At 40.4% G+C, this 26,805-nt stretch carries 29 protein-coding genes; 17 read left to right on the top strand and 12 right to left on the bottom strand.

Annotated elements, in window-relative coordinates:
- The first annotated feature begins 128 nt into the window (after positions 1-128).
- The 8 genes from C7S20_RS05030 (at position 129) to C7S20_RS04995 (ending at position 9,207) form a co-directional block, all read left to right on the top strand.
- Positions 129-1,133, top strand: coding sequence for an AAA family ATPase (locus tag C7S20_RS05030; protein WP_107011455.1), 1,005 nt, complete (start codon positions 129-131; stop codon positions 1,131-1,133).
- Positions 1,134-1,203: 70 nt separating this feature from the next.
- Entirely contained in the window at positions 1,204-2,070 is an 867-nt protein-coding gene (locus C7S20_RS05025; protein ID WP_107011454.1) for a DUF58 domain-containing protein, read from the top strand.
- 6 nt (positions 2,071-2,076) lie between these two features.
- Complete coding sequence (locus tag C7S20_RS05020; RefSeq protein WP_107011453.1) at positions 2,077-3,729, top strand: cytochrome c-type biogenesis protein; 1,653 nt, start codon at positions 2,077-2,079, stop codon at positions 3,727-3,729.
- Positions 3,729-4,733: a vWA domain-containing protein gene (locus C7S20_RS05015; RefSeq protein ID WP_107011452.1), complete on the top strand. Its 1,005-nt coding sequence runs from the start codon at positions 3,729-3,731 to the stop codon at positions 4,731-4,733. The genes C7S20_RS05020 and C7S20_RS05015 overlap by 1 nt, the downstream gene beginning before the upstream one ends.
- The gene (locus C7S20_RS05010; RefSeq protein ID WP_107011451.1) at positions 4,734-5,801 is read left to right on the top strand and encodes a vWA domain-containing protein; all 1,068 of its coding nucleotides are present in this window, start codon (positions 4,734-4,736) and stop codon (positions 5,799-5,801) included.
- A complete protein-coding gene (locus tag C7S20_RS05005) occupies positions 5,785-6,657 on the top strand; it encodes a tetratricopeptide repeat protein (protein WP_227009104.1) in 873 nt (290 codons plus the stop codon). The genes C7S20_RS05010 and C7S20_RS05005 overlap by 17 nt, the downstream gene beginning before the upstream one ends.
- A gap of 38 nt (positions 6,658-6,695) precedes the next feature.
- Positions 6,696-8,456, top strand: coding sequence for a BatD family protein (locus C7S20_RS05000; protein WP_107011449.1), 1,761 nt, complete (start codon positions 6,696-6,698; stop codon positions 8,454-8,456).
- Position 8,457: 1 nt separating this feature from the next.
- Complete coding sequence (locus tag C7S20_RS04995; protein ID WP_107011448.1) at positions 8,458-9,207, top strand: tetratricopeptide repeat protein; 750 nt, start codon at positions 8,458-8,460, stop codon at positions 9,205-9,207.
- Positions 9,208-9,269: 62 nt separating this feature from the next.
- Here C7S20_RS04995 and C7S20_RS04990 read toward each other — a convergent pair whose 3' ends face one another.
- Positions 9,270-9,788 carry a CvpA family protein gene (locus C7S20_RS04990; RefSeq protein WP_107011447.1) on the bottom strand — a complete coding sequence of 173 codons (519 nt, stop codon included), beginning with the start codon at positions 9,786-9,788 and terminating at the stop codon, positions 9,270-9,272.
- A gap of 47 nt (positions 9,789-9,835) precedes the next feature.
- Here C7S20_RS04990 and C7S20_RS04985 point away from each other — a divergent pair, with 47 nt between their 5' ends.
- From C7S20_RS04985 to C7S20_RS04970, 5 genes are all read left to right on the top strand, one after another.
- Positions 9,836-10,192, top strand: coding sequence for a PHD finger domain-containing protein (locus C7S20_RS04985; RefSeq protein ID WP_107011446.1), 357 nt, complete (start codon positions 9,836-9,838; stop codon positions 10,190-10,192).
- The gene (locus tag C7S20_RS04980) at positions 10,193-10,867 is read left to right on the top strand and encodes a hypothetical protein (RefSeq protein WP_107011445.1); all 675 of its coding nucleotides are present in this window, start codon (positions 10,193-10,195) and stop codon (positions 10,865-10,867) included. It abuts the gene before it with no gap.
- Between the two features lie 82 nt (positions 10,868-10,949).
- On the top strand, positions 10,950-11,969 hold the full coding sequence (gene pheS / locus C7S20_RS04975) for a phenylalanine--tRNA ligase subunit alpha (protein WP_107014101.1): 1,020 nt from the start codon (positions 10,950-10,952) through the stop codon (positions 11,967-11,969).
- Positions 11,970-12,146, top strand: a complete 177-nt coding sequence (locus C7S20_RS19660) for a hypothetical protein (RefSeq protein WP_193510794.1) — start codon at positions 11,970-11,972, stop codon at positions 12,144-12,146. It begins immediately after the preceding gene.
- Complete coding sequence (locus C7S20_RS04970; RefSeq protein WP_107011444.1) at positions 12,143-12,538, top strand: hypothetical protein; 396 nt, start codon at positions 12,143-12,145, stop codon at positions 12,536-12,538. Before C7S20_RS19660 ends, C7S20_RS04970 begins: the two co-directional genes overlap by 4 nt.
- A gap of 57 nt (positions 12,539-12,595) precedes the next feature.
- On the opposite strand, the gene C7S20_RS04965 is transcribed toward C7S20_RS04970, so the two are convergent.
- On the bottom strand, positions 12,596-13,237 hold the full coding sequence (locus tag C7S20_RS04965) for a hypothetical protein (protein WP_107011443.1): 642 nt from the start codon (positions 13,235-13,237) through the stop codon (positions 12,596-12,598).
- Between the two features lie 131 nt (positions 13,238-13,368).
- Positions 13,369-14,364: an NAD(P)H-dependent glycerol-3-phosphate dehydrogenase gene (locus C7S20_RS04960; RefSeq protein WP_107011442.1), complete on the bottom strand. Its 996-nt coding sequence runs from the start codon at positions 14,362-14,364 to the stop codon at positions 13,369-13,371.
- Positions 14,365-14,721: 357 nt separating this feature from the next.
- On the opposite strand from C7S20_RS04960, the gene lysM reads away from it, so the two are divergent.
- Positions 14,722-15,225, top strand: a complete 504-nt coding sequence (gene lysM / locus C7S20_RS04955) for a peptidoglycan-binding protein LysM (protein WP_107011441.1) — start codon at positions 14,722-14,724, stop codon at positions 15,223-15,225.
- A 135-nt stretch (positions 15,226-15,360) separates the two neighbouring features.
- Here lysM and nadD read toward each other — a convergent pair whose 3' ends face one another.
- Genes nadD through C7S20_RS04935 form a run of 4 tightly spaced genes read right to left on the bottom strand, consistent with a single transcriptional unit; the run spans position 15,361 to position 18,417 of the window.
- Positions 15,361-15,945: a nicotinate (nicotinamide) nucleotide adenylyltransferase gene (gene nadD, locus C7S20_RS04950; protein ID WP_107011440.1), complete on the bottom strand. Its 585-nt coding sequence runs from the start codon at positions 15,943-15,945 to the stop codon at positions 15,361-15,363.
- Positions 15,945-16,529 carry a guanylate kinase gene (gene gmk / locus C7S20_RS04945; protein WP_107011439.1) on the bottom strand — a complete coding sequence of 195 codons (585 nt, stop codon included), beginning with the start codon at positions 16,527-16,529 and terminating at the stop codon, positions 15,945-15,947. Before gmk ends, nadD begins: the two co-directional genes overlap by 1 nt.
- On the bottom strand, positions 16,530-17,387 hold the full coding sequence (locus C7S20_RS04940) for a YicC/YloC family endoribonuclease (RefSeq protein ID WP_107011438.1): 858 nt from the start codon (positions 17,385-17,387) through the stop codon (positions 16,530-16,532).
- A gap of 52 nt (positions 17,388-17,439) precedes the next feature.
- Entirely contained in the window at positions 17,440-18,417 is a 978-nt protein-coding gene (locus C7S20_RS04935) for a YheT family hydrolase (protein ID WP_107011437.1), read from the bottom strand.
- A gap of 79 nt (positions 18,418-18,496) precedes the next feature.
- Here C7S20_RS04935 and C7S20_RS04930 point away from each other — a divergent pair, with 79 nt between their 5' ends.
- Together C7S20_RS04930 and C7S20_RS04925 are read left to right on the top strand one after the other, a co-directional pair.
- Positions 18,497-18,997, top strand: a complete 501-nt coding sequence (locus tag C7S20_RS04930) for an acyl-CoA thioesterase (protein ID WP_107011436.1) — start codon at positions 18,497-18,499, stop codon at positions 18,995-18,997.
- The gene (locus tag C7S20_RS04925; RefSeq protein WP_107011435.1) at positions 18,997-19,632 is read left to right on the top strand and encodes a hypothetical protein; all 636 of its coding nucleotides are present in this window, start codon (positions 18,997-18,999) and stop codon (positions 19,630-19,632) included. Before C7S20_RS04930 ends, C7S20_RS04925 begins: the two co-directional genes overlap by 1 nt.
- Positions 19,633-19,702: 70 nt before the next feature.
- Here C7S20_RS04925 and C7S20_RS04920 read toward each other — a convergent pair whose 3' ends face one another.
- The 3 genes from C7S20_RS04920 to C7S20_RS04910 form a co-directional block, all read right to left on the bottom strand.
- Positions 19,703-20,599, bottom strand: a complete 897-nt coding sequence (locus C7S20_RS04920) for a DMT family transporter (RefSeq protein WP_107011434.1) — start codon at positions 20,597-20,599, stop codon at positions 19,703-19,705.
- A complete protein-coding gene (locus C7S20_RS04915) occupies positions 20,592-20,948 on the bottom strand; it encodes an arsenate reductase family protein (RefSeq protein ID WP_107011433.1) in 357 nt (118 codons plus the stop codon). The genes C7S20_RS04920 and C7S20_RS04915 overlap by 8 nt, the downstream gene beginning before the upstream one ends.
- A gap of 112 nt (positions 20,949-21,060) precedes the next feature.
- On the bottom strand, positions 21,061-21,846 hold the full coding sequence (locus C7S20_RS04910) for a DUF3298 and DUF4163 domain-containing protein (protein ID WP_159039870.1): 786 nt from the start codon (positions 21,844-21,846) through the stop codon (positions 21,061-21,063).
- Positions 21,847-21,937: 91 nt separating this feature from the next.
- On the opposite strand from C7S20_RS04910, the gene C7S20_RS04905 reads away from it, so the two are divergent.
- Positions 21,938-23,083 (top strand): cystathionine gamma-synthase, encoded by a 1,146-nt coding sequence (locus C7S20_RS04905; RefSeq protein ID WP_107011431.1) that lies wholly within the window; start codon positions 21,938-21,940, stop codon positions 23,081-23,083.
- A 56-nt stretch (positions 23,084-23,139) separates the two neighbouring features.
- Here C7S20_RS04905 and C7S20_RS04900 read toward each other — a convergent pair whose 3' ends face one another.
- Together C7S20_RS04900 and C7S20_RS04895 are read right to left on the bottom strand one after the other, a co-directional pair.
- Positions 23,140-24,366 (bottom strand): cysteine desulfurase-like protein, encoded by a 1,227-nt coding sequence (locus C7S20_RS04900; protein WP_107011430.1) that lies wholly within the window; start codon positions 24,364-24,366, stop codon positions 23,140-23,142.
- Between the two features lie 3 nt (positions 24,367-24,369).
- Positions 24,370-26,775: a S9 family peptidase gene (locus tag C7S20_RS04895; protein WP_107011429.1), complete on the bottom strand. Its 2,406-nt coding sequence runs from the start codon at positions 26,773-26,775 to the stop codon at positions 24,370-24,372.
- Positions 26,776-26,805 lie beyond the last annotated feature (30 nt).

The raw sequence follows: 26,805 nt of genomic DNA, 5'->3' as shown, positions 1-26,805 counted from the left end.
TGATTTAAAGGCGACTCTTGGAGGGTCGCCTTTTTTTAACTTAAATTTAACGCCATTCAACTCAATAATGCACAATTTATGACGCTTACTTGTGAGCGTAAATGAACGTAAACTAAATCCGAAAACTCATGATGGAAAACGATTCATCAGTTGATATTTCCCGTATTAACGAAAAAATCGAAAAAGAAAGTGCCTTTGTTGACCTGCTAACCCGAGAAATGAATAAGGTCATCGTTGGGCAAAAACACATGGTAGAACGTCTTTTAATTGGTCTCCTTGGTCAGGGACATATCCTCCTGGAAGGAGTTCCAGGACTGGCAAAGACGCTCGCCATCAACACTCTTTCCCAGGCTGTTCACGGGTCTTTTAGTCGTATTCAGTTCACGCCAGATCTTTTACCTGCCGATGTGATAGGTACCCTGATCTATAATATGAAAGAAAACGACTTTAGTATTAAGAAAGGTCCTATTTTCGCTAATTTCGTACTTGCCGATGAGATCAACCGGGCTCCTGCCAAAGTGCAATCTGCCTTATTGGAAGCCATGCAGGAGAAGCAGGTAACTATTGGTGACGAAACTTTCAAACTGGACAAACCCTTTTTGGTAATGGCCACGCAAAACCCGGTCGAGCAGGAAGGTACATATCCGTTACCGGAAGCCCAGGTAGACCGGTTCATGCTTAAAACGGTTATTAAATATCCCCAGATTGCTGAAGAACAGCTGATCATTCGGGCCAATTTGAAAGACGGATTTGAAAAAGTGAACCCGGTAGTTGGTTTGGAACAGATCCTACAAGCGCAACAGGCCGTACGCGAAGTTTATATGGATGAAAAAATTGAAAAATATATCCTCGATATTGTCTTTGCCACCCGTATTCCTGAAAAATATAAGCTTGAGGATATCAAGCCTCTGATCAGTTTTGGAGCTTCCCCAAGGGGTAGCATTAACCTTGCGATCGCCTCAAAATGTTACGCGTTCATCAAGCGCCGCGGCTATGTGGTGCCTGAAGATGTTCGTGCCGTGGTGCACGATGTGCTTCGCCACCGTATTGGAATCACCTATGAGGCAGAGGCCGAAAATGTCACTTCAGAAGATCTTGTAAATAAGATCGTCAACGAAATCGAAGTACCCTAACAATTGACAATTATCAGTTAACAATGATCAAAATTGTTTATTGATCATTGCTAATTGTTCATTGATAAGCATGGATACAAAGGAACTTCTTAAGAAAGTACGGAAAATTGAGATTAAAACCCGCAGGCTGAGCGATCACGTCTTCGGCGGGGAATACCATTCTACCTTTAAAGGGCGCGGAATGACGTTCAGCGAAGTGCGCCAATATCAGTTTGGCGACGACGTAAGAAGTATAGACTGGAATGTTACCGCCCGTTATAACGAACCTTTCGTAAAAGTTTTTGAGGAAGAACGTGAGCTCACCATGATGCTGTTGGTGGATGTTTCGGGTTCTGAAATGTTCGGAACGCAGGAACAATTCAAAAAGGATGTAATTACTGAAATTGCTGCTACCCTTGCTTTTTCGGCTACCAAAAATAATGACAAAATAGGTTTGATGCTGTTTACCGACCAGATCGAACTCTATATTCCGCCTAAAAAAGGTAGGCTTCACGTGCTTCGCATCATTCGGGAATTACTGGAATTTAAACCAAAAGGGAAAAACACTGATATTGCGGGTGCATTGAAATATCTTTCCAATGTCATGAAAAAGAAAGCCATTGTTTTTCTGCTTTCCGATTTCCTGGCCGATGATTATCAGCAAACCCTTAAAATCGTGGCCGGACGGCATGATCTTACCGGCATCAGGGTCTATGATAAAACAGAAGAAAGCATCCCTAATATAGGATTGGTACAAATGTTGGATGAAGAATCAGGCGAATACATGACGGTTAATACCGGATCTAAGTCTGTTCGGAAAGCATATTCTCAATATTATTTAGAACGGATGGACTACTTTCAAAAGAGTTTTTCACTTAGCGGAGCGGGAATCATTAATAACCGAACCGATGAAAGCTATGTTAAAAAACTTTTGGGATATTTTAAAAGAAGAGGATAAAATAAAATGAACAGAAACGAAAAGAATCCATATCAAACAAGACAAGTCTCAGGCCTGCTGGGATTTCTGTTTTTTATGGCATTCCTTTTATTAGCCAATATAAGTTTTGCCCAGGATAAGGTATCTGCTATTGCCGATACCACACAGATAAAAATAGGTGAACAGATAAAATACCAAATTCAGGTAGATACAAAACCTGAAAATCTGGTAGTATTTCCAGAAGGAGACTCACTATTCGCTCCGATGGAACTGGTAGAATCAAAAGAAGCCGATACAATTCAAAATAAAACAGGTTACCGCCTGCTCAAAGAATATTTTTTAACCAAATTTGATTCAGGTCATTACGTAATTCCGCGGCAAAAAGTATTAATAGGAAACAATTCCTTTACCACCGATTCTATTCCCGTTGAGGTGAATACCGTGGCTGTTGATACTACCAAACAAAAGCTCTATCCTATAAAGCCTTCCATAGAAGTGCCGCCGCCATTTACAGTTCCAGACTGGGTTTGGTGGTTGCTCGGAATCCTCTTTCTTGCCGGCCTGGTTGCTTTTTTCATCATCCGTAGAAAGAAAAAGGCGGCTGAAGAGCCTGAATTGCCTCCTTACGAGCAGGCGATGGTGGAACTTGATCGGCTTGATCATTCAGATCTCCTGGAAAAAAGAGAGATCAAAGAATATTATTCCCAGCTGAGTTTTTCCGCAAGGAAATATCTCGACAGGAAAATTTATGATCGCGGACTCGAAAGTACCACCAATGAGCTTATTGCATATCTTGAAAAAGAACGGCAGGAAGGGCATTTAAATCTTACTGAAAATACCATTCGTGATTTCAGAAAAATTCTTGACAGGGCTGACCTCGCGAAATTTGCCCGCTCAAAGCCTGATGTGATCACGGCTAAAGAAGACCGTTCAAAAACTCAGCATATTATTGATGACCTTAAAGCTTCTGTTCCCGAGCCTACCGAAGAAGAACTTATGCAGGATGAGGCTTATATAAAAGAACAGGCCCGAAGGAAAAAGAGGAGACGTATCGTTTTTGGAATTATTGCCGGCGCGGTGGTAATTATTATTGGTATTTCGGCACTCATTGCGACTAAAGGCTTCGATTATGTGAAAGATACTTACATAGGCCATCCCACCAAAGAATTACTGGAAGGTGACTGGATTCGCAGTGAATACGGAAATCCACCGGTGGCTGTCACCACGCCTAAAGTTTTGATCAGGACCGATTTGCCACTTACTGAAGATGAAAAACAAATGATGCCAGGCCTGGAGAGTTTCGCTTACGGAAGCTTATTGAGCAATTTCTATACGGTTGTAAATACCGTGAAATTCAAGGGAGAAGTTAAGTTTGATCTGGAAAAGGCCCTCGATGGGATCTATGCAGAGCTTGAAAAACAGGGCGCTCAGAATATCGTAATGAAGCATGAAGATTTCACCACCGTGAACGGAGCTAAGGGGATGAAGGTTTTTGGAACACTTGACGCGAAAAATCCCGTAACCGGGAAAACTATTCCGAATGAATATGTGATTTTAAATTTTGCCGTAAAAGGAGGATTTGAACAGGTGATTGTAGTTTACAATGAAGACGATAAATATGCCGATGAAATTGCCGGGCGCATCATAAATTCGGTTGAATTATTAAATCTGGAAGAATAATGTTTGCAAATTTCAATTTTGAGAATCCGGAATTCTTTTGGCTGTTTTTACTGCTGCCAATCGCAATCGCATGGTATATCTGGAAAAGGAATAAGCAAACGCCCGAATTAAAGATCTCGAGTGTAAAAGGTTTTAAAGCCACGCCGAGTTTTCTTTCCAGGATCAAACCTGTCCTTTTTATTATCAGGTTACTGGTGCTGTCATTGATCATAACAGCCCTCGCGAGACCTAGAACCGTAGACGTTTCAACCCGAACCAGCAGCACCCGGGGGATTGATATTGTTATGGCGATTGACGTTTCCGCAAGTATGCTGGCTCGTGATTTTGAGCCAAACAGGCTGGAAGCTGTAAAAAATGTGGCCGAGGAATTTATAAAAGGCCGCCCGGGGGATCGAATTGGCCTGGTGGTTTTTGCGGGTGAAAGCTTTACAAAAACTCCCATTACAAGTGACAAGTCTATTGTTTTGAAATCGCTGGAGGACATTGAATATAACACCATGCTGGAAAACGGAACAGCGATAGGTTCCGGCCTTGCTACTTCCGTAAACCGGTTAAAAGATAGTAAAGCTGAGAGCAAAGTAATTATTTTACTTACCGATGGGGTTAATAATTCAGGATTTATAGATCCGCATACTGCCAGTGAACTTGCCGAAGAATTCGGAATTAAAGTTTATACCATTGGAGTGGGTAGTAACGGAATGGCCTTGTCTCCTGTGGCCATCATGCCCAACGGAAGGTTTCAGTTTGGAAATGTCCAGGTGGAGATCGATGAAGACCTGCTAAAACAAATCGCAGCCAAAACCAACGGGGAATACTTCCGGGCGACCGATAACCAAAAACTGGAACAGATCTATTCACAGATCGATAAATTGGAAAAAACCGAAATAGAAGAGTTCAAATATTACAATTATGATGAAAAATTTCGTCCGCTCATATTACTGGCAGGAGGATTGTTATTATTAGAAATCTTATTGAGGTTTACTCTTTTCAGAAGTTTTATTTAAATGTTTGTACTCGAAGAAAAAATATGGTTTTGGTTATTGCTGGCAATTCCGGTAGTAATACTTCTTTATTTGTTTTATAAGATCTGGCAGAAAAGGGCCCGCAGGCGTTTTGCAAACAATACCATGCTAAAGGAGCTTGCCCCTAACCGTTCACGCTCCAAACCGCTTTTTAAGCTGATATTAATTTTACTCGCTATTGCAAGCCTTGTGATAGCCCTTGTAAATCCGAAAATGGGAACGAGGCTGAAAACGGTTAAAAGAGAAGGTGTAGACATTGTTTTTGCCATTGATGTGTCTAAAAGTATGGATGCTGAAGATATCGCGCCTTCAAGACTGGAAAAGGCCAAACAATTGGTGAGCCAGATCATCAATAACCTTGGCAGTGACCGGATTGGGATTATTGCCTATGCCGGGGGTGCGGTACCCCAATTGCCAATTACCACCGATTATTCGGCGGCCAAAATGTTCCTGCAGTCATTGAATACCGATATGATCTCTTCCCAGGGAACGGCTATACGTGATGCTATAGATCTTGCTACCACTTATTACGATGACGACCAGCAAACCAATCGGGTGCTTTTTATCATCAGCGATGGGGAAGATCATGAGGGAAATATTGAAAACATTTCAGAAGAAGCTGCCAAAAAAGGAATAAGAATTTTCACCATTGGAGTTGGTACCGAAAAAGGAGGCCCTATTCCTATCAAGCAAAACGGGGTTGTTCAAACCTATAAAAAAGACAATCAGGGGGAGACAGTAATTACCAAATTGCACCCGGAAACCCTGAAAGAGATTGCCGAAAATGCCAATGGAGCCTATATTGACGGAACGGTAACTAACAAGGTTGTTGAAAATGTACAGGACCAATTACAAAATATTCAAAAGACCGAATTCGAAGCAAAGCAGTTTGCCGACTATGAATCTCATTTTCAATGGTTCCTTGGATTATCTTTGGCATTATTATTTCTTGATATATTTATATTACAAAGAAGTACTGCCTGGATAAAAAGGCTTAACCTCTTTAATGAAAGAAGGAAGAAAGGTTCAAAAAATGAAGAAGAAAAATAAATACAACTGGATTTTACTGTTTTTTATAGTGTTTTCTGCCAATATTTTCGCGCAGAAAGAGAATCCTGAAAAGATCAAAAAACAATCCAATAACTATATAGCCCGGGCACAGGATGCCCTTTCAGAAAACGATTTTGCCCATGCTGAGGCTGCATATCGCCAGGCCATAGCCAAAGATCCCAGCAATTCTATGGCAAAATACAATATGGGCAACCTTTACTATACCAAAGAAAAGGCTCCTTCAGCGACTGATCGTTTAAAACAGGCTGCAAAAGTGGCAGATTCCAAAGAAGATAAGCATCGTATTTATCACAATTTGGGGAATACCTTTATGAAACAAAAGAATTATCAGGAGGCCGTCAATGCTTTTGAAGATGCCCTGCGCAATGATCCAACCGATGATGAAACACGCTATAATCTCGCATTAGCAAAAAAAATGCTTGAAAAAGAAAAACAGAATAATAAAGATCAAAATCAGGATCAGAAAAACCAGGATAACAAGGATAAAAAAGATCAGCAGGACCAGCAGAATAAAGATCAGAACAAAGACGGCAAAGGTGGAGATCAGCAAAACCAGGATCAAAAGCCTAAAGACGAAGGTGAAAATAAAAAAGATAAAAAAGAAGGCGACCAGAACAAAGATCAGGAGAAAGAGAAAGGTGACCAGCAAAAACAAAAACCTGGTGAAGGAGATAAAAAGCAACAACAGCAGCCTAAACCCGTAAAAGGGCAATTATCGCCACAACAAATTCAAAATCTGCTCGAAGCCATGAACAATGAAGAGAAAAAAGTTCAGGATAAAATAAACGCTGAAAAGGCAAAAGGCGTTAAAGTTAAAACCGAAAAAGATTGGTAGTCCAGTTTAACCAGGATAAGAAGTACAGGAATAACACGATGAAAACAAAATATTTAATTTTAAGTTTTTTACTGTTTGCCGCCGGAATGCTTCAGGCTCAGGTGAGATTTGAAGCAAAAGTGAGCAGGGAAAAGCTGGGAATTAATGAAAGGCTCCGCGTAGATTTCGAAATGAATGAGGACGGAGATAATTTCCGGCCGCCATCTTTTAATGATTTTACCGTTGTTGGAGGTCCCAATCAGCGTATTAGTACCAGCATTCTCAATGGGAAAATGGAGTATTCCAAGACCTATAGTTTCTATCTTCAGCCTAAAAAAAGAGGAAAAGCGACCATAGGCCAGGCCGAGATAGAGATCGATGATAAAATTTACAAAACTTCTCCCGTCGCGGTGGAGGTTACAGCCGCGGTTGATAAACCTACCGATGGGAATAATACCGAAATCACTGCCGAGGATAATCTGCACCTGGTTGCTGAGGTTTCCAATACCAGTCCATACCTGAACCAGGCCATTACCGTGGTTTATAAATTATATGTGAGTCCGAGGGTAAGCGTGAGTAACTGGCGCGAGCTTGATAGTCCTAAATACAGCGATTTCTGGAGTCAGAATATCGATATTAACCAGCTACGGGTTGAAGAAGGTGAATACCAGGGAGAGCCTTACCGTTATGTAATTTTGAGAAAGACGATCTTATACCCCCAAAAGACCGGGGAGCTTAACATTGAACCTCTAACACTTTCTGTGGCGGTAGATGTGCCCAGCGACCGCCGGGATATTTTTGGCAGCCGTATATACAAAACGGTGAATAAAACAGTAGCTGCCGATAATAAGAAGATCGATGTAAAACCATTACCCGACAATAAACCGGCCGATTTTACCGGTGCGGTGGGTAATTTCGATTTCAGTGTTACCACCAATAAAAAGGAACTGAATGCAGGAGAAAGCCTGCAGGCCAAAGTACAGGTGAAAGGTAAAGGTAACCTGAAACTTTTTGATCTACCCGATCTTACTGCGCCACCGTCTCTTGAAATGTACGAGCCGGAGAGAAGCGAAAATGTAACTACCAATTTGCAGGGAATGCAGGGTAGCATTACTGAAACTTATACCATAGTTCCTACGAAAAAGGGGAAATATCCCATTCCTGCACTTTCCTTTTCCTATTTTGATCCTGAAACGGGCACTTATAAATCGGAGTCTTCAAACGACATCATGATCAATGTAGATAAGGGGCCGCTCGCCGGGAATGAGCCATCCGGAATTTCACCGGGAGTTAAAAAACAAAGTATTGCCACTAATGGAGCGCAATTCAGATTTATAAAACTGGACACCGATCTTAAAAAGATCAATGGTGATGATTTTCTTGGTTCGGGCGGATTTTGGGCTGCTTTAATTGCTCCTCTGGTGGTAATTCCGCTGTTTATCCTCTTCGGAAAAAAACGCGAGGAACGCGCCAATGACATCAAAGGTAACAGGATTCGACGGGCCGATAAACTGGCAAGAAAATACCTTTCTGATGCGAAAAGGAATTTAGGTGATCAGAAGGAATTTTACCTGGCCCTTGAGCGCTCCCTTCATAATTACCTCAAAGCCAAGCTGCATATTCAAACCAGTGAGATGAGCAAGGAACGTATTCAGGGAATTTTGAGGGAGAGAGCAGTAGATGAAGCCGCCGTTGAAGATTTTATTGGTTTACTGGCCAGTTGTGAGTTTGCGAGATATACTCCTGCATCTTCAGATGCCATGCAGCAGGATTATGAAAAAGCGGTTCAGGTAATTTCAACTCTTGATAAACAGTTGTAAGATGAAAAAGTTATTATTAATAGGGGTTTTATTGATGAGTTTCCTGGGATTTTCCCAGAATGAGCAGCTTTTTGATCAGGCGAATAAAGCATACCAAAATGGTAATTATGAGAAAGCTGTTGAAGATTATCAGAAGATCTTAGATAATGGGGAAGCTTCAGCCGAATTGTATTATAACCTTGCCAATGCACATTATAAGCTTAACCATGTGGCTCCCAGTATTTATTATTATGAAAAGGCGCTTCAGTTAAAACCCGGTGATGAAGACATCAGGAATAATATCGAATTTGCCCGAAATATGGCCATTGATGACATTGAAGCGGTAGAACAAACGGGAATGAGCGATCGTTTTAATAGTTTTCTTGCCACCTTCACGTATCATACCTGGGCCTGGATTGCAATTGGCTTTTCTTTGCTGTTCGTGATCTTATTTCTTTTCTATTATTTTTCCGGCAGACCTGTGGCCAAGAGGATCCTTTTCGGATCGGCAATTTTCTCCCTTTTCTTGTGTGTGGTTTCCGTTTTCTTCGCTTTTCAGCAACGCTCGTATATTGAAAATAACGAGTTCGCCATTGTCTTTAGCGAAGAAGCTGAAGTAAGGAATGAACCCAATATGCGTGGTGACGCCAGTTTTGAACTTCACGAAGGGGCCAGGGCGAAAGTTCTGGAAGATTACCAGGAATGGAGCCGGATTGAATTGGCAAATGGTGACCAGGGCTGGATAAAATCTTCTGATATTAAAAAATTATAGGATTTTTTGTAAAGCTTTGATCAGAATTTTCTGCTGAAAAAAATCTTTCCTTTTATTCCAAATCAATCGCTATTCTCATCGAGAAGGTCATTTTCTTTCACCTGTTTGATGATAGAAGGCAGAATAATGGGAGCGACCACTTCAACTGAAGGATACAAAATAGAATCGTCCAGCGTTTTCTGTTCAACAATTTCAACATGCTCTCGTGTAGCCTTAAAGAACATGATGATCACACTGGCAACAAAAGCGGCTTTCAGCAAACCAAAAATTCCCCCTAAAAACCGATTGATGAGCCCTAGTGCCGCAAAACTGGCAATTTTTGTAAGTGCTTTTCCCGCCAGGGAAACTACGAACACTATTAAAATAAAGATTAACGCAAAAGCAACGAGATTTAAATATTCCCTTTTCCACTCTATATAGTTGGAAAGTATGCCGCTAAGGAACTGTGAGAAATGTACTGCCCCATAAATCCCGGCAATGATCCCTACCAGCGAGGCAAGTTCAATAAAAAATCCCCGAAAGAATCCCCGAACCAATCCGTAGAGCAGAACCAGGGCTAAAATTATGTCGACAGAATTCATAAAATCAAATATAGGAATAAATTGAATCTAGATATTATATTTGCGATATGGCAAGAGATGAACAATTAAAGGAGCGATGGAAGACTGTTCAGAAAAAGCTTTCTGACCAGTTTGCAGATGGAGAATTGATGGAATTGGACGCTATAATTTATCTAATTGGGGTACAGGAATTAGGGCAGATTCACAGGCAGTTTAAAAAAGATCATAAAATCGATTTGATGCATGTTGCCATTTGTACACTTCTGGAGCCTTATGGTTACTATGAATTTGATTTTTATGACGATGAAGGCTGGCCGCATTTTAAGGTCACGGCAGAACTGCCAAGTTTGAAAGCAGGTGAGCAGTCGGTTTTAATGAAAGAAGCCATTGTAAGCTATTTTCTTAAAAAAGAATATATTTCGTAAATGAGTTTGTTCCTGTTTTTCGATTCATTTCCGAATGACAGCGGTCCTATCTATCAGGAGACCCTAGCGGGAAGATTTCCTGTAGAGCCATTCAACACCTACAGTAATCTGCTCTTTCTGGGAATTATCATTTATTTTTCGATTAAAGTCTACCGGAATATGGAAACGCATAAGTTCTTAGCCTGGAGCATGCCGTTTCTACTGCTTAGCTATATTGGCGGTACGGTATATCATGCCACTCGCAGCCACGATTTCTGGATGTACCTCGACTGGCTGCCAATTGTTGTGATGTGTTTTGCCGTTTCGGTATATTTTACAGCCAGGATAAAAACCAGCTGGAAAGGCAGGTTGTGGCTAATTCTCATTGTTCTGTTCCTGGTTGTGGGGATCAGGCTTATTCCCTGGGCGAGGAGTATAAAAACCTCGGTAGGATATATTGGTACCGCACTGGGCCTTTTACTTCCCATTTTCGTTTATATGTATACAAAGCATATGAAAAACTGGATTCTTATCCTTTTTGCCATTGTATGTTTTGGCGCAGCTATAACTTTCAGGGTGCTGGATAGGTTTATTTATATATTACCCATGGGAACGCATTGGCTTTGGCACAGCTTTGGTGCCTTTGCGGTGTTCTTTTTGATAAGTTACATTTATCGCGATCGCTTGCTGAAGTAAGTGAATTACCGAATATAGACTTAAAAGGAGGGGCTTTAGGAGTAAATTTTATTAAATTTGCGCTTCCGAAATGAAATTATCAATGATAGAAAAGATAAAAGCACATATTGCTGAGGTTGAAAGTTTTAATGCGAATTCTGCAGAAGAAATAGAATCTTTCCGAATAAAATATCTCGGGAAAAAAGGAATTCTCAATGACTTTTTTGCTGAATTCAAAAATGTGCCCAATGAGCAGAAAAAGGAGTTTGGACAGGCGGTAAATGAGCTTAAAACCGCGGCCCAGGCAAAAGTGAATGCTTTAAAAGAAGAACTTGAACAGCAGCAGGAAGAAAAAGGGATCTACGGTGATCTTTCACGGCCTGCAGAGCCTGTAGAGATTGGCGCGAGGCATCCTATTTCCATTGTAAAGAATCAAATAATTGAAATTTTCTCTAATATCGGGTTCAATGTCTCTGAAGGACCAGAAATGGAAGATGACTGGCATAATTTTACGGCCTTAAATCTTCCCGAATACCACCCGGCGCGGGATATGCAGGACACTTTTTTCATTCAAACAGATCCCGATATCCTCCTTAGAACGCATACTTCTTCTGTACAGGTGAGATATATGGAAGAAAACAAGCCGCCTATACGTACCATTTCACCCGGAAGAGTTTTTAGAAATGAAGCTATTTCAGCGCGTTCTCATTGTATCTTTCACCAGGTGGAAGGCCTGTATATTGATAAGAATGTTTCTTTCGCCGATTTAAAACAAACCCTGCTCTATTTCACCGAGCAACTTTTCGGAAACTCGAAAATCCGTTTGAGACCTTCTTATTTTCCATTTACAGAACCAAGCGCAGAAGTTGATATTTACTGGGGTTTAAAGAGTGAAGCCGATTACAGGATCACCAAAGGAACCGGCTGGCTGGAAATTATGGGCTGCGGAATGGTAGACCCGAATGTTTTGAGAAATTGTAATATCGATCCTAAAGAATATTCCGGTTTTGCTTTTGGGATGGGAATAGAAAGGATCGCTATGCTGCTTTATCAAATTGAAGACATCAGGATGTTCTTTGAGAATGATCTTCGTTTTCTTGAGCAGTTTAAATCTTCATTTTAGATGAAAAAATATGTTTTTTTCGCCCTGGCGATCCTAATTCTTGCCGTAATTATTTACGTCACTTTTATCATAGCGCTGATCAAAATTACGCTGGGAATCATTCTTTTAGCGGTTGCCGCAGTGATTCTTTGGATCATTTGGAATAAAATCAGGAAAAAGGCTGAAGAAAAATTTTGAAAAAGGATATTGAAATACCTGAAGTAAAAGGGGTTTTTGTTGCAGCCGTAAAAGAATTCAATGAAGAATTTCAGGGTGAAGAATGGAACGTGTATTTGATCAATGAAACTGAGAAGGAGCTTGAAATGGTTCTGGTGGTTTCTAAAGGTCATGACCTGAAAAAGAAAACTTCGGTCATGCGGCATAAAATGGAGAGACTTCCCGCCAAATCTTTCGCGAAAATCGAATATCTTCAGGATGATGTGCTAAAACTGAATAATGAGTTTCATGTGAGTTATTTTCTGAACTCGAAGATGTTCGATAAAAAATTTCATTTTCCGGCAGGAAGTCTAAGGCAGAACAAGCTAAAAGAGATCCCACTGATCCCGAATAAAGGAATCCTGGCAAAATAAAAGAGGCTATCAAAAATTCCTTTTTGGCAGCCTCTTTTTGTTAAGAAGATCTATTTTCTAATCTTCATGAGCTAAATAAAGCTCATTCTCACCTATTATTATTCGTTCATCAACAACGGCATTTTCATCAATAATGATGTTTCCGTCTACCTTGATGAAAACTTTGTCTGGATCATCTCCAATAAATTTAAGGGTGGCCCCATCGTTCAATCGAAGATCACCGGTGATATGCACATAACCAAAAAGATTGAAATGGCCTCCGTGGTTCACGATTAGGTCGGCCGGGTTTTCATCTGTCCCGATTTGGATTTGGCCTATGTGAGTATAAACTCCTGCCCAGTTAATATTTACAACCTGAGCAACGGTGGTAACTCCGCAGTAATTGAGGGTGCCGGCAACCTGTAGGCTATTGAAATCAAAATCTCCATGATAATCGGCATCATCATTACGGGTAACCACAAGGTTTGCGGAACCATTATATTCAGGAAATTGATTGCATTCTTCAAAATTATTTTTGGTGAACCAGTCTGGTTCATGTATTTCAGCTGAAGGCCCGGTAAAGAAATCCGGCTCGTGTATCATATAACTGATATCCGTAGTTTTCATTTCGAGATTAACATTATTAATCGCTTCTTCGGTTTGACAACTGCTAAATAAGAGCCCCAGAACGAAGCTCGTCATAATTACTCTTTTGTTCATGATAAGTTGGTTAATTAGAGATTTGGTACCTCTAAAGTAGTATAAAAAAATCTATATAAGGAATAAAAAATCCGCCAAAATCAATTTTTGTTAATTGGCGGAATAAAAAAATGTAAGAATTTTAACAGGAATTAATCCAGTTTATCTACCAGTTTATTAAAGACTTTTTTCGGATTTTTTCCTTCATAAAGAATGGCATAAACCGCATTTATAATAGGTGTTTTTGCCTTTTTAAGTTTGTTGATCTTATAAGCGCTTTCGGTGGCGTAATATCCCTCAGCGATCATGCTCATTTCCATCTGCGCGCTTTTAACGGTATAACCTTTACCGATCATATTCCCAAACATGCGATTTCGGCTAAAAATAGAATAGCCCGTAACCAGAAGATCTCCCAGGTAAGCGGAATCGTTTATATTCCTTTTCATTTTATGTACCTTCTTGATAAATTTTTTCATCTCCCTTATCGCATTGCTCATCAACACGCTTTGGAAATTATCTCCATAACCAAGACCATGTGCAATTCCTGCGGCGATGGCATAAATATTCTTCAGCATGGCGGCATATTCGGTGCCAATCACATCATCGCTGATCTTGCAGGTAATATAATCGCTGGCAAGATTATCGGCCATGACCTGAGCCTTCTCTTCATCGAGGCAGGCCACGGTGAGGTAGGAAAGCCTTTCCAGGGCGACTTCTTCAGCATGGCAGGGACCAGTGAGAACGCCGATGTTTTCCATGGGAACCTCAAAATATTCGTTGAAATGTTCTCCAACAATGAGGCTGGTTTCCGGAACTATGCCTTTAATGGCAGAAAAGATCACCTTGTCTTTTAAAGGAACTTTTACCAGGTCGAGTTCCCTTTTTAGAAATGCTGAAGGAATGGCAAAAATGAGATAATCTGAAACTTCTATTATTTTGTTGATATCGTTGCTCAAATTAAGCTGACTCACATCAAACTCGACAGAGCTAAGATAATTGGGGTTGTGTTCCTGTTTTTTGATATGTTCCAGCGCATAGACACTGCGCATATACCAATTCACTTTGTTTAAATTTTCACAAAGCATTTTAACAATCGCTGTGGCCCAACTCCCACCTCCTATAACACCAAAACTGGGTTTTTTATCCATAAATGTGCATTCTGTATCCAAAAATAATCATTTTTAAAAGGAACTAAAGTTTTTCGTGCAATTTGCAGGTTATTTTTGCGGATTTTTCAAAAAAACAGAAGGTTTCGATTTTAACATAAAAGCGGGAATTTCTCTACAATTTTACCCCGTTGTGCTTCGTTATAGATGTGTTCTTTTTGATTTCATTTTCTGAAAGAACATTTCTTAGTTTTTTTGGTTGGTTATTTAGTTGAGAAAAACCGTTTCGAAAGGAGCGGTTTTTTTCAATTTTGTTTTTTGCAAAATTTTAGCAGTGTCCTTCCAGATTAAGTAATCCTGCTTTTGTACATTTAAGAGTTGATCAGCTAAAAAACAGCAATGGGAATATTTTCTTTTATCAAAGATGCAGGCAAAAAGATTTTCGGAATAGAGAAAGCAAAAACCCAGGAAGCCGGTAAAAGCGAAAAAATTGAAAGGGAAGAACGACAGGAGAATGAAAGAGCAGCCCAAAAACTGGAACAAACGATCACTGAGCTTAACCTGAAGGTGGAAAACCTCGGGATATATATCGAAGATGATATGGCGACGGTTTCGGGGCTTGCAAAAGACCAGACCACACGGGAAAAAATTATTCTTGTCGTGGGGAATACTGAAGGAATCGCACAGGTAGATGATAGAATGGATGTAGAGAACACCGAGCCTGAAGCTGTTTTTCATACGGTTGAAAGGGACGATTCTTTAGAGAGTATTTCAAAAAAACATTACGGTGATCCTAATCAATATCCGCTGATCTTTGAGGCCAATAAACCTATGTTGCAGGATCCCGATAAAATATATCCGGGGCAGGTATTACGAATCCCGCCATTGGATGGAAAAAGATAAAAATAAATAAGGACTGTTTTAAATTCCTGGAGATATTAAACTGAAGGCAGTCGACGTCTTAAGGTTTGTAGTTCCGCAATAAAAAGCAGGTTCAATCAGCCAAAATGAATATCAAAAAGAGCTCAAAACAGTCCTTTATCTATAAAAATTCATTTCATCAATATATTCCCACACTTTTTCAGGTAATAATGGCCTGATATTCTTCCCTTTTTTGATCGCTTTTCTAATGAAGGTGGCCGAGATTTCCATAACAGGAGCTGCTATTGGATGGATTTTAGGATGGTTCCTGAATTTTTCTTCCATTTCACCTGCAGCGATTCGCGGATACACATATACATCATGATTTTCCAAAATCACCTCGTAGTTTTTCCATTTATGAAGACTCTTCAGATTGTCTTCGCCCATTATAGGACAAAATAGCCTCTCCGGGTATTTTTCCTGTAGGTGAGCAAGGGTTTTTATGGTATAATTGGGCTGGGGAAGATTAAATTCAATATTGCTTGGTTTTAGCTTTGGATAGTCCTCACAGGCGCGATAGACCATTTCGTAGCGATGATGATTGTCCAGCAGACTTTTCTTTTTCTTATGCGGATTATGAGGAGTCACCACCAGCCAGACTTCATCAAGATCTGAAAATTCTGCCATATGATTGGCAATTATAAGATGGCCTATGTGAATAGGATTAAAAGTGCCAAAAAATAAGCCGATCTTCTCACTCATTACGCGGGTTTTTCAGCGCCAACATAATTGGCTACCAGTTCGTAGGCTTCGTCAAGAGCAACTTCCAGGTTCTTGTTTTCTATTATAAAATCGAACTGTGGTGCGGTGGCAAGTTCAATAGACGCCTTTGCTACCCGCATATTGATCTTATCTTCGCTCTCGGTCTTCCTTTTCTTAAGCCTGATTTTTAATTCCTCGATACTTGGCGGTTTTACAAATACCGCCAGCGTTCTTTCGGGATAGATATTTTTAATATCCAGGCCTCCAACCACGTCTATATCAAAAATTACATGTTTTCCTTCTTTCCAGATGCGTTCTACTTCGCTTTTTAAGGTGCCGTAGAAATTATCCCGATACACTTCTTCCCATTCCAGGAATTCGTCATTTTTGATCTTTTGCTTAAAATCTTTAAGGCTCAGAAAATAGTAATCTTTCCCATCTACTTCATTTCCCCTGGGCTCACGGGAGGTTGCCGAAATTGAAAAATCCAGTTTCAGTTCCGGATGCTTTAAAAGGTGGCGTACTATCGTTGTTTTTCCGGAACCCGAAGGAGCGGAAAAAACGATAAGTTTTCCTTCACTCATCTAGAGTATGTTTAGAATTTGTTCTTTTATCTTTTCAAGTTCGTCTTTCATCTGCACCACCAGTTGCTGCATGGGAGCGAAATTTGATTTACTGCCAATGGTATTGATCTCACGGCCTATTTCCTGGGAAATAAAGGCGAGTTTTCTTCCATTCGAATCATCGGTTTTAAGCGTTTTTTCGAAATATTCCAGGTGATTGTCAAGTCTTACCTTTTCCTCGGTGATATCGAATTTTTCAATATAATAAACCAGTTCCTGCTCAAAACGGTTCTCATCGGCCTGTTCTTTTAGGTCTTCAATGCCTTTACGCAGGCGTTCCTTTACAGCCTCGACTCGCTCGGGATCCATTTTGATCACTTTATCAAGAAGTTGGCCGATATTAGAAATTCTCAGTTTAAGGTCTTTTTCCAAAGCTTCACCCTCATCTGTCCTGAAATTGTTGATTTCTTCAAGTGCTTCCCGAACGGCTTTTTCTATAGCCTTGAATTCTTCCTCATCGATCTCTTCTCTTTCGGTTTTGAGGGCATCCGGCATTTTTACTGCCATTTTAAGTAGTTCCACTTCAGATGCATTCACAATTTCCCGAAGCTGATGCATATAATTTTGCACGACTTCAGTATTGACATTGGTAGAAGTTTGTTCCCCGGTAAATTCCACATAAATTGATAGATCTACCTTACCGCGCTGAAGTGAATTGGAGATGATATTGCGCAGATCCAGTTCCTTTTCCCTGTATTGGGAAGGAATTCGGGCATTGAGATCGAAATTCTTGCTGTTAAGCGATTTCAATTCTACGGTGATTTTTTTATTGGGAATTTGAGTTATGCTCTTCCCAAAGCCTGTCATTGATTGGATCATACGGGTTTTTTAAAAGCTTGCGCAAAGATAATCAATTCTATAGCATCTCCAATTATGATGGATGGAGACCAAGCTGCTTTTTAGCAAATTCAATCGCTCGCTTTTCATGATAAAATGGGCCGTTTTTGGTAATAAAACCAACATGACCTCCATAAACAGGGGTTTCCAGGTGAAAGTAGGGTGAATGCTCTGCTTTTTTATACGGATAGCTCTCTTCGGAAAGGAAACTATCATTTTTGGCATTTATCAGAAGCGAAGGAATTTTAATTTTTTCAAGGGAATAAAGCGAACTGGCCTGACGGTAATAATCTGAAGCATTTTTATAGCCATGGGCTTTGGAAGTGTAAAGATCATCTATATCCCTGAGCGACCGGCATTTTTTAATCGCGACAGGATTAACTTTTTCCGGAAATTTTTCGGCTCGCTGCAAAAGTTGCTCCTTCAAATTTACAAGGAATCGCTGGGCGTATACAAAATTTCGCATTTTGTTGATGGCTCCCAGGGAACCGGCAAGGTCGCAGGGCACAGAAATGCCAATTCCCGAAACAATTTCCGAAGGTATTTTATCTCTTTCCGCAAGGTATTTCAGCACAATATTTCCGCCAAGACTAAATCCCAGCAAAACTATTTTTTCATATTTAGAAAGGGAGAGAATATGATTTATAATTTCTCCGAGATCATTGGTCACACCCGCGTGATAACTTCGGTACAGGCGGTTCATTTCTCCACTGCAACCGCGTAAATTCACTGAAATTGCATCCCAGCCTTTTTTATTAAAAACCTTTGCCATGCCTTTCATATATGGCCGGGTTGAGTTTCCGGCAAGGCCGTGTAATAAAATAATTGCTTTCCGGGAATTTTGCCCGGAATAAAACCAATCCAGATCGATAAAATCCCCATCTTTTAATTCCAGTCTTTCTCTTTCGGGAATGTCTATAGCTACCTTTCTTAAAGTAGCGGCATAGATAGTGGCAATATCAGCGTTTCTATAGAGCCTGGGCGGGATATAATTTGAAGATAAAAGCGGCATTCTTCAATTTTAGCATAAACTTAGAGAAAAACAGTTATGCGTGCCTATTTTTAATTGGTAGTTTTGAAAAAAAGAGCTTATGTACACCAAGAAATTTGAAATTCGCTGGAGTGATCTTGATGCCAATCGTCACCTCGCGAATTCGGCTTATATCAATTTTATGAGCCATACCCGAATGGGATTCCTTATGGAGCAAGGCTTTGGCCACCGTGAACTTTCTAAATTTAACCTGGGACCAATCGTTTTTTATGAACACATCTATTATTTCAAAGAAATCTTTGCCGGGCACCCTATTGTGGTAAGTCTTGAGCTGAAAGGCCTTTCAGAAGACGGAATGTATTTTGAATTTATCCATAATATTTATGACTATAAAGGGAGGCATTGTTCGAGTTGTGAAATGATGGGCTCATGGATTGACCTTGAAGAGCGAAAGCTTACCAGTCTTCCAAAGGAATTATATGAAAAGTTTGACCACATGAATAAAACTTCAGATTTTAGGATTCTCACCAAAGAAGATACCCGCAAATACGGAAAGAGACCGGTAGATTTAGACCCTGCTGAACTTGAAAAAATTCAATAATGGTTAATTCCCATATCTGGTACGCCTGTTATGGCTCCAATATAAGGAAGGCGCGTTTTCTCTGTTATATCCAGGGAGGAACTCCTTCTGGCGCGGTAAAATTCTTTGAAGGTTGTAAAGATAAAAGTGAACCTGTTGAGAGTCGACCATTTTTAATAGACCGGGAACTGTATTTTGCCAAGGAATCTATTGCCTGGAATGGTGGCGGTATCGGATTTTTAAAACCTAAAAAAGAATCAAAATTCCCTACTTACGGACGAATCTATAAAATCACACTCGGCCAGTTCAAAGACCTTCTCAGGCAGGAATTGCGGGTAAAAGACAATATTCAGGTTGATTTCAATCGTCTTGAATGTGATGGATTTTTTAACTGCCTACCCGGCGGGAGGTATGGACACCTGTTACACCTCGGAGAAATAGATGATCTACCGGTGATCAGTTTTAGTAGTGAAGCCTTTTTGCAAGATGAAATCAATCCACCAGCCAAAGCATATCTTTCCACGATCATAAAAGGAATAAAAGAAGTTTACGATATAAAAGAGGATGAATTGTTTGAGTATTTCAATAAGCTGGACGGAATTCATGGCACTTCGATTGCTGAAGATTTACCACAACTTGTGAAAGAACCGTTGTGATAGGCTGTGGTACTTCAAAACAGAAAGCTTTAATAATATCTCGCTTAACCTCAGTAAATTTTTTAAGTGGCTAACTGGTAATTTTTTTCTTTTTCATACTCACCATATAAACTCCCACAAATACCAGAACAGCAGCGAGGACCTTGACGGCGGTTAACTCATCGGCACCTACTGCAATGGCAAAGCTAATGGCGATCAAAGGCTGGAGGTAAATAAACGCGCTGATGGTTGCCGGAGAGAGTTGCTTTAAAGCGTAAACATTCAGCAAATAGGTTAAAAATGTGGTTCCTACAACAACATATCCCATTTTCCAGATAGCGTCAAAGGGAAGATCTGCCCATTCTACCGCGGTAAATTGACCAATGGTTATTGGTAAATTAATAAAAATGGCAATTAAGAACAGCCATTTCATTAAGGTTATCGCGCTGTATTTAGCTGTAAGAGGCTTTACAAGAATAAGATAGAGGCCGTAAGAAAATGCATTGACCAGAAAAAGGGTATTTCCCAGGGGAATATTAGGAGCATTCTGACTTTCTTCTTTACTGAATAGTACCAGCACCAAAGCTCCGCCCATCCCAATAATGATTCCCAGAGTCTTGAGCCAGGTGATGCGTTCCCCAATGAGAATAGAAGCCAGTATAAGTACCATTACTGGCGACAAAGTTATAATTACCGAGCTGTTAATAGGTGTGGAAAGGCTTAGCCCCTTAAAGAAAAATAGCATGTTGATCACCATTCCGAAAATTGCGCAGCCCAGGAGCCGCGGCCAGTCTGAAGTCGCGATCTTTTCTTTGGGAGACCAGATGCTAATGATCCAGAAAAGAATTGCCGCCCCGCTCACTCTCAATAAAATAAATCCGAAAGGCTGGATATAAGTAGGCATCACTCCTTTCGCAATGGTATGGTTAATACCATAAATGGCACTGGCAGTAAAAGCTGCAAGTATGGCAAGAGTCCTGCTACTCACTATGAATAGATTTTTTGGCAGCTTCTACTGTTTTTTTGGAATTGCCAATAAAAATTTCGTCGTTATTAATTAGTACCGGTCGCTTCAGGAAAGTGTAGTGTTCCAGGATTAAATTTTTATACCTTCCTTCATCGAGTTCTTCATTTTTAAGCTCTTTTTCTTTATACAATCTCGCTCTCCGGCTGAAAAGCGCTTCGTAACTTCCGGCAAATTCCCGCATCTGCTCCAGCTGGTCTTCAGTGATCTTTTCCTCTTTTATATCCTGAAGAATAAACGACGAGGGCGGTGCGAGTTCTTTAAGAATTCGCTGACAGGTATTGCAGGTGGAAAGGTGATAAATTTTTTTCATCCGGTTTTTTTAAGAAAAATTTTTGTGTCAGGAAAGATCCATAATCCTGAATTCAGAATGCAAAGAACGGGATTTTCTTACATTCAGCCGGAATTTTAATAAAAGCTTGAGGTTATCTGGTCATAGAAGAATCTGATATTTTCAGGAATTGCTGTATCTCTTTTTTGGGATACTGAAGGTTGAAATTACCGGCGGCATAAGATGCTATTTCATAGGCATTATAGTGTAGTAAAATCTTTTTTTGGGAAATTCCTATATTTTCAGGAAGACGGAATTTCTCATCTTCGAAGAACATTCCGGTGCTGTTGATATTTGAATCAGAGGGAATTTCGTATTTCTTTCGGAAGTCTTTTTCCACGAATTTTTTAAAATCATCTTTAAAGAGATCAGTAGCAGTTAGTTTTTTCCCGGTTTTGCGGTCGAAATTCAGATAATTAGTGCTGCGGTAGCCATGGGCACCTCCTGTGAACATATCGGTATCAAATTCCATAGAAATAATGTCGGCATCCTGATAAATGATCTTTCCGGTCACAGTTGCTTCCCATGGAAGTTCATATTCAGGAAATTCTTCCGCCGTTTCTTTATAATTCGCGATAAAATCTTCGGCAAGTTCTTCCGGTTTTTCAATTTTCTCCTCCTCCTGATAATCTACAATGCTTACCAGGAATTTTTCAATTTCCCGATTGATCTTTTCCGCCTGGTAGTCTGCACCTGAAGCCACGGGAAAAGTCAAGCTGATAAATGTACAATTGCCATTTTCAGGCGTACAATCATCCAGACTTTTGCTCAGGGATTTGGTTTGGAATGTAAGGGATGTTTCGGTTTTTTCTTCTTTTTTATCCTCCTTACAAGAGACAAGAAGCAAAAAAACGAGACAAAGGGAGGTGATTTTTCTCACAGCAAATTCCGTTAAATAACAGCATAAAGGTAAAGGCAATTTTGTGATTGCCCAATAGGCTCACTACATTTGTTTTTCAAAATTTTAGAAGATGAAATTCAACACAAAAACGATACACGGCGGCCAGGAAGAAACCGATCCAGCTTACGGTTCTGTAATGCCACCTATTTATCAAACCAGTACTTATTCGCAAACCACACCCGGTGGTCATAAAGGCTTTGAATATTCTCGTAGCGGAAATCCAACGCGAGCTGCTTTGGAAAGATCGCTGGCAAGCATCGAAAACGGGAATTATGGACTTGCATTTGGTTCTGGACTGGCAGCTATTGATGCGGTGATGAAACTTTTCAAACCCGGTGATGAAATCATTTCTACCAACGATCTTTACGGAGGTTCTTACCGCCTTTTTACCAAAATCTTTGAGAATCTTGGTATTAAATACCGCTTTATCGGAATGCAGGATGCGGCCGGTATTGAAGATCATATCAACGAAAATACTAAACTGATCTGGGTGGAAACGCCCACTAACCCGATGATGAATGTTATTGACATCGAAGCGGTTTCAAAAATTGCCAAAAAGCATGATCTTTTACTTGCTGTCGATAATACTTTTGCCACTCCTTACCTGCAACAGCCGCTGGATTTAGGTGCTGACATTGTAATGCACAGTGCCACAAAATATCTCGGCGGCCATAGTGATGTGGTGATGGGAAGTCTTGTGGTTAAAGAAAAAGAACTGGCTGATAAATTATATTTTATCCAGAATGCCAGCGGTGCAATTTGCGGCCCACAGGATAGTTTTCTTGTGCTTCGCGGAATTAAAACACTTCATCTTCGCATGCAGCGGCATTGTGAAAATGGGGAAGCGGTTGCTAGATTTCTGAAATCCCATCCGCGAGTTGGTAAGGTTTACTGGCCCGGATTTGAAGACCATCCTAATCATGAAGTAGCTAAAAAGCAAATGAAGGGCTTTGGCGGAATGATCTCTTTTACTACTAAAGAAAATTCCCTGGCCAGCGCCACAAAAATTGTCGAAAACCTTAAAGTTTTTACCCTGGCAGAATCATTGGGAGGCGTGGAATCTCTTGCCGGCCATCCCGCAAGTATGACCCATGCTTCCATCCCACAGGAAGAGCGCGCAAAAACAGGAATTGTAGATTCCCTAATACGGTTGAGCGTGGGTGTTGAAGACGAAGAAGACCTGGTGGCCGATCTAAAACAGGCCATAGAAGCCTAAATAAGGCTTGAATAAAAAATCAAAAAGCTGTCTTAAGAAATTTCGGCAGCTTTTTTTTAAAATATGGTTTGGAAAGCTTTAATCAGTTTATGTACTTCTTCCGAAGTATTATAATGAACAAGGCTTACACGAACCACTCCATTCTTTTCTTGAAGATTTAAGGCCTGAATGAGTTTTTTCGCGTAAAAATCACCAAACCTGATCCCAATTCTGAAATCGTCAACTTTTTTGACGATCTCATCACTTTTCATTTTTTGATGTATAAAAGAAATCGTGGGAACACGTTGTGAGGAATCGGCTTTTGGAATGCCAATGATCTGTATCTCCGGAATGCTGTTGAGGTAATTCAGTAATATTTCAGCAAGCGATTCTTCATGACCTGCTATCATTTCGAACGCCTTATCAAGTTTTTCTGAATGATTAATAGAAGTTTTTTCCGGAAAATGATGCTTGTATAGATCCAGGTAATATTCTGAAATTCCGAGCAAACTGTAGGTAAGTTCGAAATTATAATTTCCCGGCTGGAGTTTATAGGGAATTTCTTTTTTTCCGATGAAATAATGGTTAAGACTGTCCAGTTTCAGCAGCAAATTATATTTTCCGTACATCATTGCCAGGTGCGGCCCGTAAGTTTTATACCAGCTGAAAAAGTAGAAATCGACATCCAGTTCCCGAACATCTACCTTTCTATGCGGGGCATAAGCCACCCCATCTACACAAATCAGAGCACCGGCTTTATGAACTTCCTGTGCGATCTTTTTAATGGGATTGATCGTTCCCAGAACGTTCGAAGCATGGGTGACGGCAACAAGTTTGGTGCGTTCGTTCAATAACTTATGAAGATCGTTTATTTCCAGTTTGAGTGTTTGCGGATTCATTTTCCAGATCCTCACAACAATACCTTTTTCCTCAAGATCGGTCCAGGGCGAAACATTCGCTTCATGATCGGTATTGGTAACGATCACTTCATCCCCTTTTTTCCACTGTCGGCTAATGCTGATACTAAGGAGCCTGATAAGCATGGTAGTGGAGGAGCCAATAACAATCTCTTCGGCTTTGGAAGCATTGACCAGTTCTGCCAGTTTTGAGGTGGTGTATTTCAGTTTTTGGCCTGCTTCGGCTGAAACTTTATAAGAGGCACCAAGTTGCACGTTGTGATGGACGAGGTATCCGGTAATTCTTTCAATTACTTTTCCCAAAACCTGGGAACCACCGGCATTATCCATAAAAATGAAATTGCTCTGAAGTGCCGGAAATTGTTTTCTTACAAATTCTACATCCATATTTTACCTGGTATTCTTAGAGGGTGGCGTTCCTGTTTTATTAAGTAAACTTTCATTGAACAGTTCTAATATACGGCTATATTCGTCGGTCCAGCTGCTGGGCTCTACAAAACCATGATTTTCGACGGGATAAACTGCAAGTTCCCAATCATCCTTACCTAATTCTATAAGTCGTTGTGTAAGCCTTACCACATCCTGAAAATGGACATTTGTATCTACCATTCCATGGGCGATAAGAAGATTTCCCTGCAGGCCTTCTGCAAAATAAATAGGGGAAGAGCGACGATAAGCGATGGGATCTTCAGAAGGTTCATTCAAAATATCTGAAGTATATCCGTGGTTATAATGTGCCCAGTCTGTAACCGATCTCAATGCCGCGCCGGCTTTAAAAGTTTCGGGCTGGGTAAACATAGCCATAAGCGTGATGAATCCGCCATAACTTCCGCCGTAAATACCTACTTTATCGGGGTCAATATCATAATTTTCAATCAGGAATTTTACTCCGTCTACCTGGTCAGTCAGGTCTTTTCCGCCCATATGTCTATAAATTGCGGTTCTCCAGTCGCGGCCGTAACCTGCACTGCCCCGGTAATCAATGTCGATCACGGTGTATCCAAGATCGGTCAAAAGGTTATTGAACATATATTCCCTGAAATAGCTTGACCACCATTTGTGCACATTTTGAAGGTAGCCGGCTCCATGAACAAAGACAATAGCCGCGTTATTTTTCACCTTTTCATCGGGCACATATAACCTAGCGGGAACCATTTGCCCATCGCGGGCTTCAAATCGAATAAGCTGCGGTTTGCGCCAGTTGTAGGAAGCAAAGGCCTCTGACTGCCCATTTGTTACCTGCATAGGTTTGGCATTGGCTTTTGTCTTTTTTAAATAAAGTTCCCAGGGTTTATTCATATAAGAATAGCGAATTGCCATATATTTTTCATCCGGCGAAAGAGTGACCTCATTATTACCGGTCATAGAAGTAAGCTTCTCCATTTTTCCACCCATTAAAGGCATTCGGTAAAAATGGCGTTCGCCGGGATCGACTTCAGAAGAGGTGAAATACCAGTGTTTTTCATCATTAGAGATAAAGGAATCAAATACCTCATAATCGCCGGGCGTGAGATTTTTCTTTTTGCCGGTTTCTATATTAAGAATGTAAAGATTAGAATAACCCGTTTCTTCACTTTGAAAAAAGATGTACCTGGAATCTGGCAGCCATCCCAAAGTTTCACCGCCCCAGTACGTATAGCCTATTCCCGGGCCAGCGAGCCAGGCTTCATCACGCTGATGGTCCAGGTTTTTCACACTTCCGTCCTTCGGATCGATGAGCACGATCCAACGATCTTTATTATCGGTTGAACGCAGGTTGGCGATCAATTTTTTTCCGTCAGGTGAAAAATAAAAACTGGTTGGGATTACCTCTCTGGCTTCTTTTTTCCATTCTCTGTCGGGATAATCGGCAGCATAATCCGGAAGCGCGGAAATTCCCGGAAGATTGGTAAAATCGGGAATATAAACAGTGTCTTTTTCAAAATTATAGACTGCCAGTTTGGAGTGATAATCCATGTCTCCAACCTTGCTTCGAGAAGAAATGTCGGTGGTGTAACCGCTTTTATCAACATAATTAGGAACTTCGGTACTTTTTCCGTTTTCCTGTTTAATAAGATTAAATGCCGCATATTTGGCGTTCGGAGAAACTTTTAAAGTGCGAAGATCCTGATCATCCAAATAGAAAGTATAGGGCTCTTCTGGAGCATTTGACTCTCTGTACTCTTTGGCTTTTTCCTGTTTTTCATTACGCTCCCTGACTACCTGAAGTAAATCCAGGTTCTCTTTTTCCAGATATTCATTTTTAGCTGAAAGTTTTTCTTCTTTCTTCTTTTTAGGCGCCCCTTCATCGATATGTGTGAGCCTTTTTATAAATCCCGACTTGAGGTCGTAAACATAGGCGTTGTTTTTTGCGCGGAATGATAGCTCGTCATTGTCAATTAGAAATTCGGGATTTCTTATATCTGACGGAAGGTCAAGTAGCTCTTTTTTAGCTGAAGACTTTAGGTTATAGATAAAAAGATCCCCATTTTCGGAGTAAACCTTTTCCGTTCTTTTATCATTAAAATCACCATTTGAAGGAATACGATTACGTTTTTCTTCGGGAGAAACTTTAAGTATTTTCTGTGGGTTCTGTACCTTTATTTTGTAAATAGAATCTGATAAATTTCCTTCGGGATTATAATCAAAATAGATATTCTCACTTTCAATTCCCCAATTTACATCGCTGGGGAAGGTGCCCATCCAGAGCGGATCCTGCATGATTTTTTCAACACTTAATTCAGATTTTTGCGCATTTATGTTGGCTATAAACAGGAAGAAAATTCCGGCCAGGAGGGCCGTTTTTTTTGGGATCATTGCAGGTAAATATTTATGAAATTGAATAAT

Source organism: Christiangramia fulva, from assembly GCF_003024155.1.
Classification (GTDB): domain Bacteria; phylum Bacteroidota; class Bacteroidia; order Flavobacteriales; family Flavobacteriaceae; genus Christiangramia; species Christiangramia fulva.
Note: the sequence above shows the minus strand (reverse complement) of the source record. Positions and strands in the feature narration are given on the sequence as shown.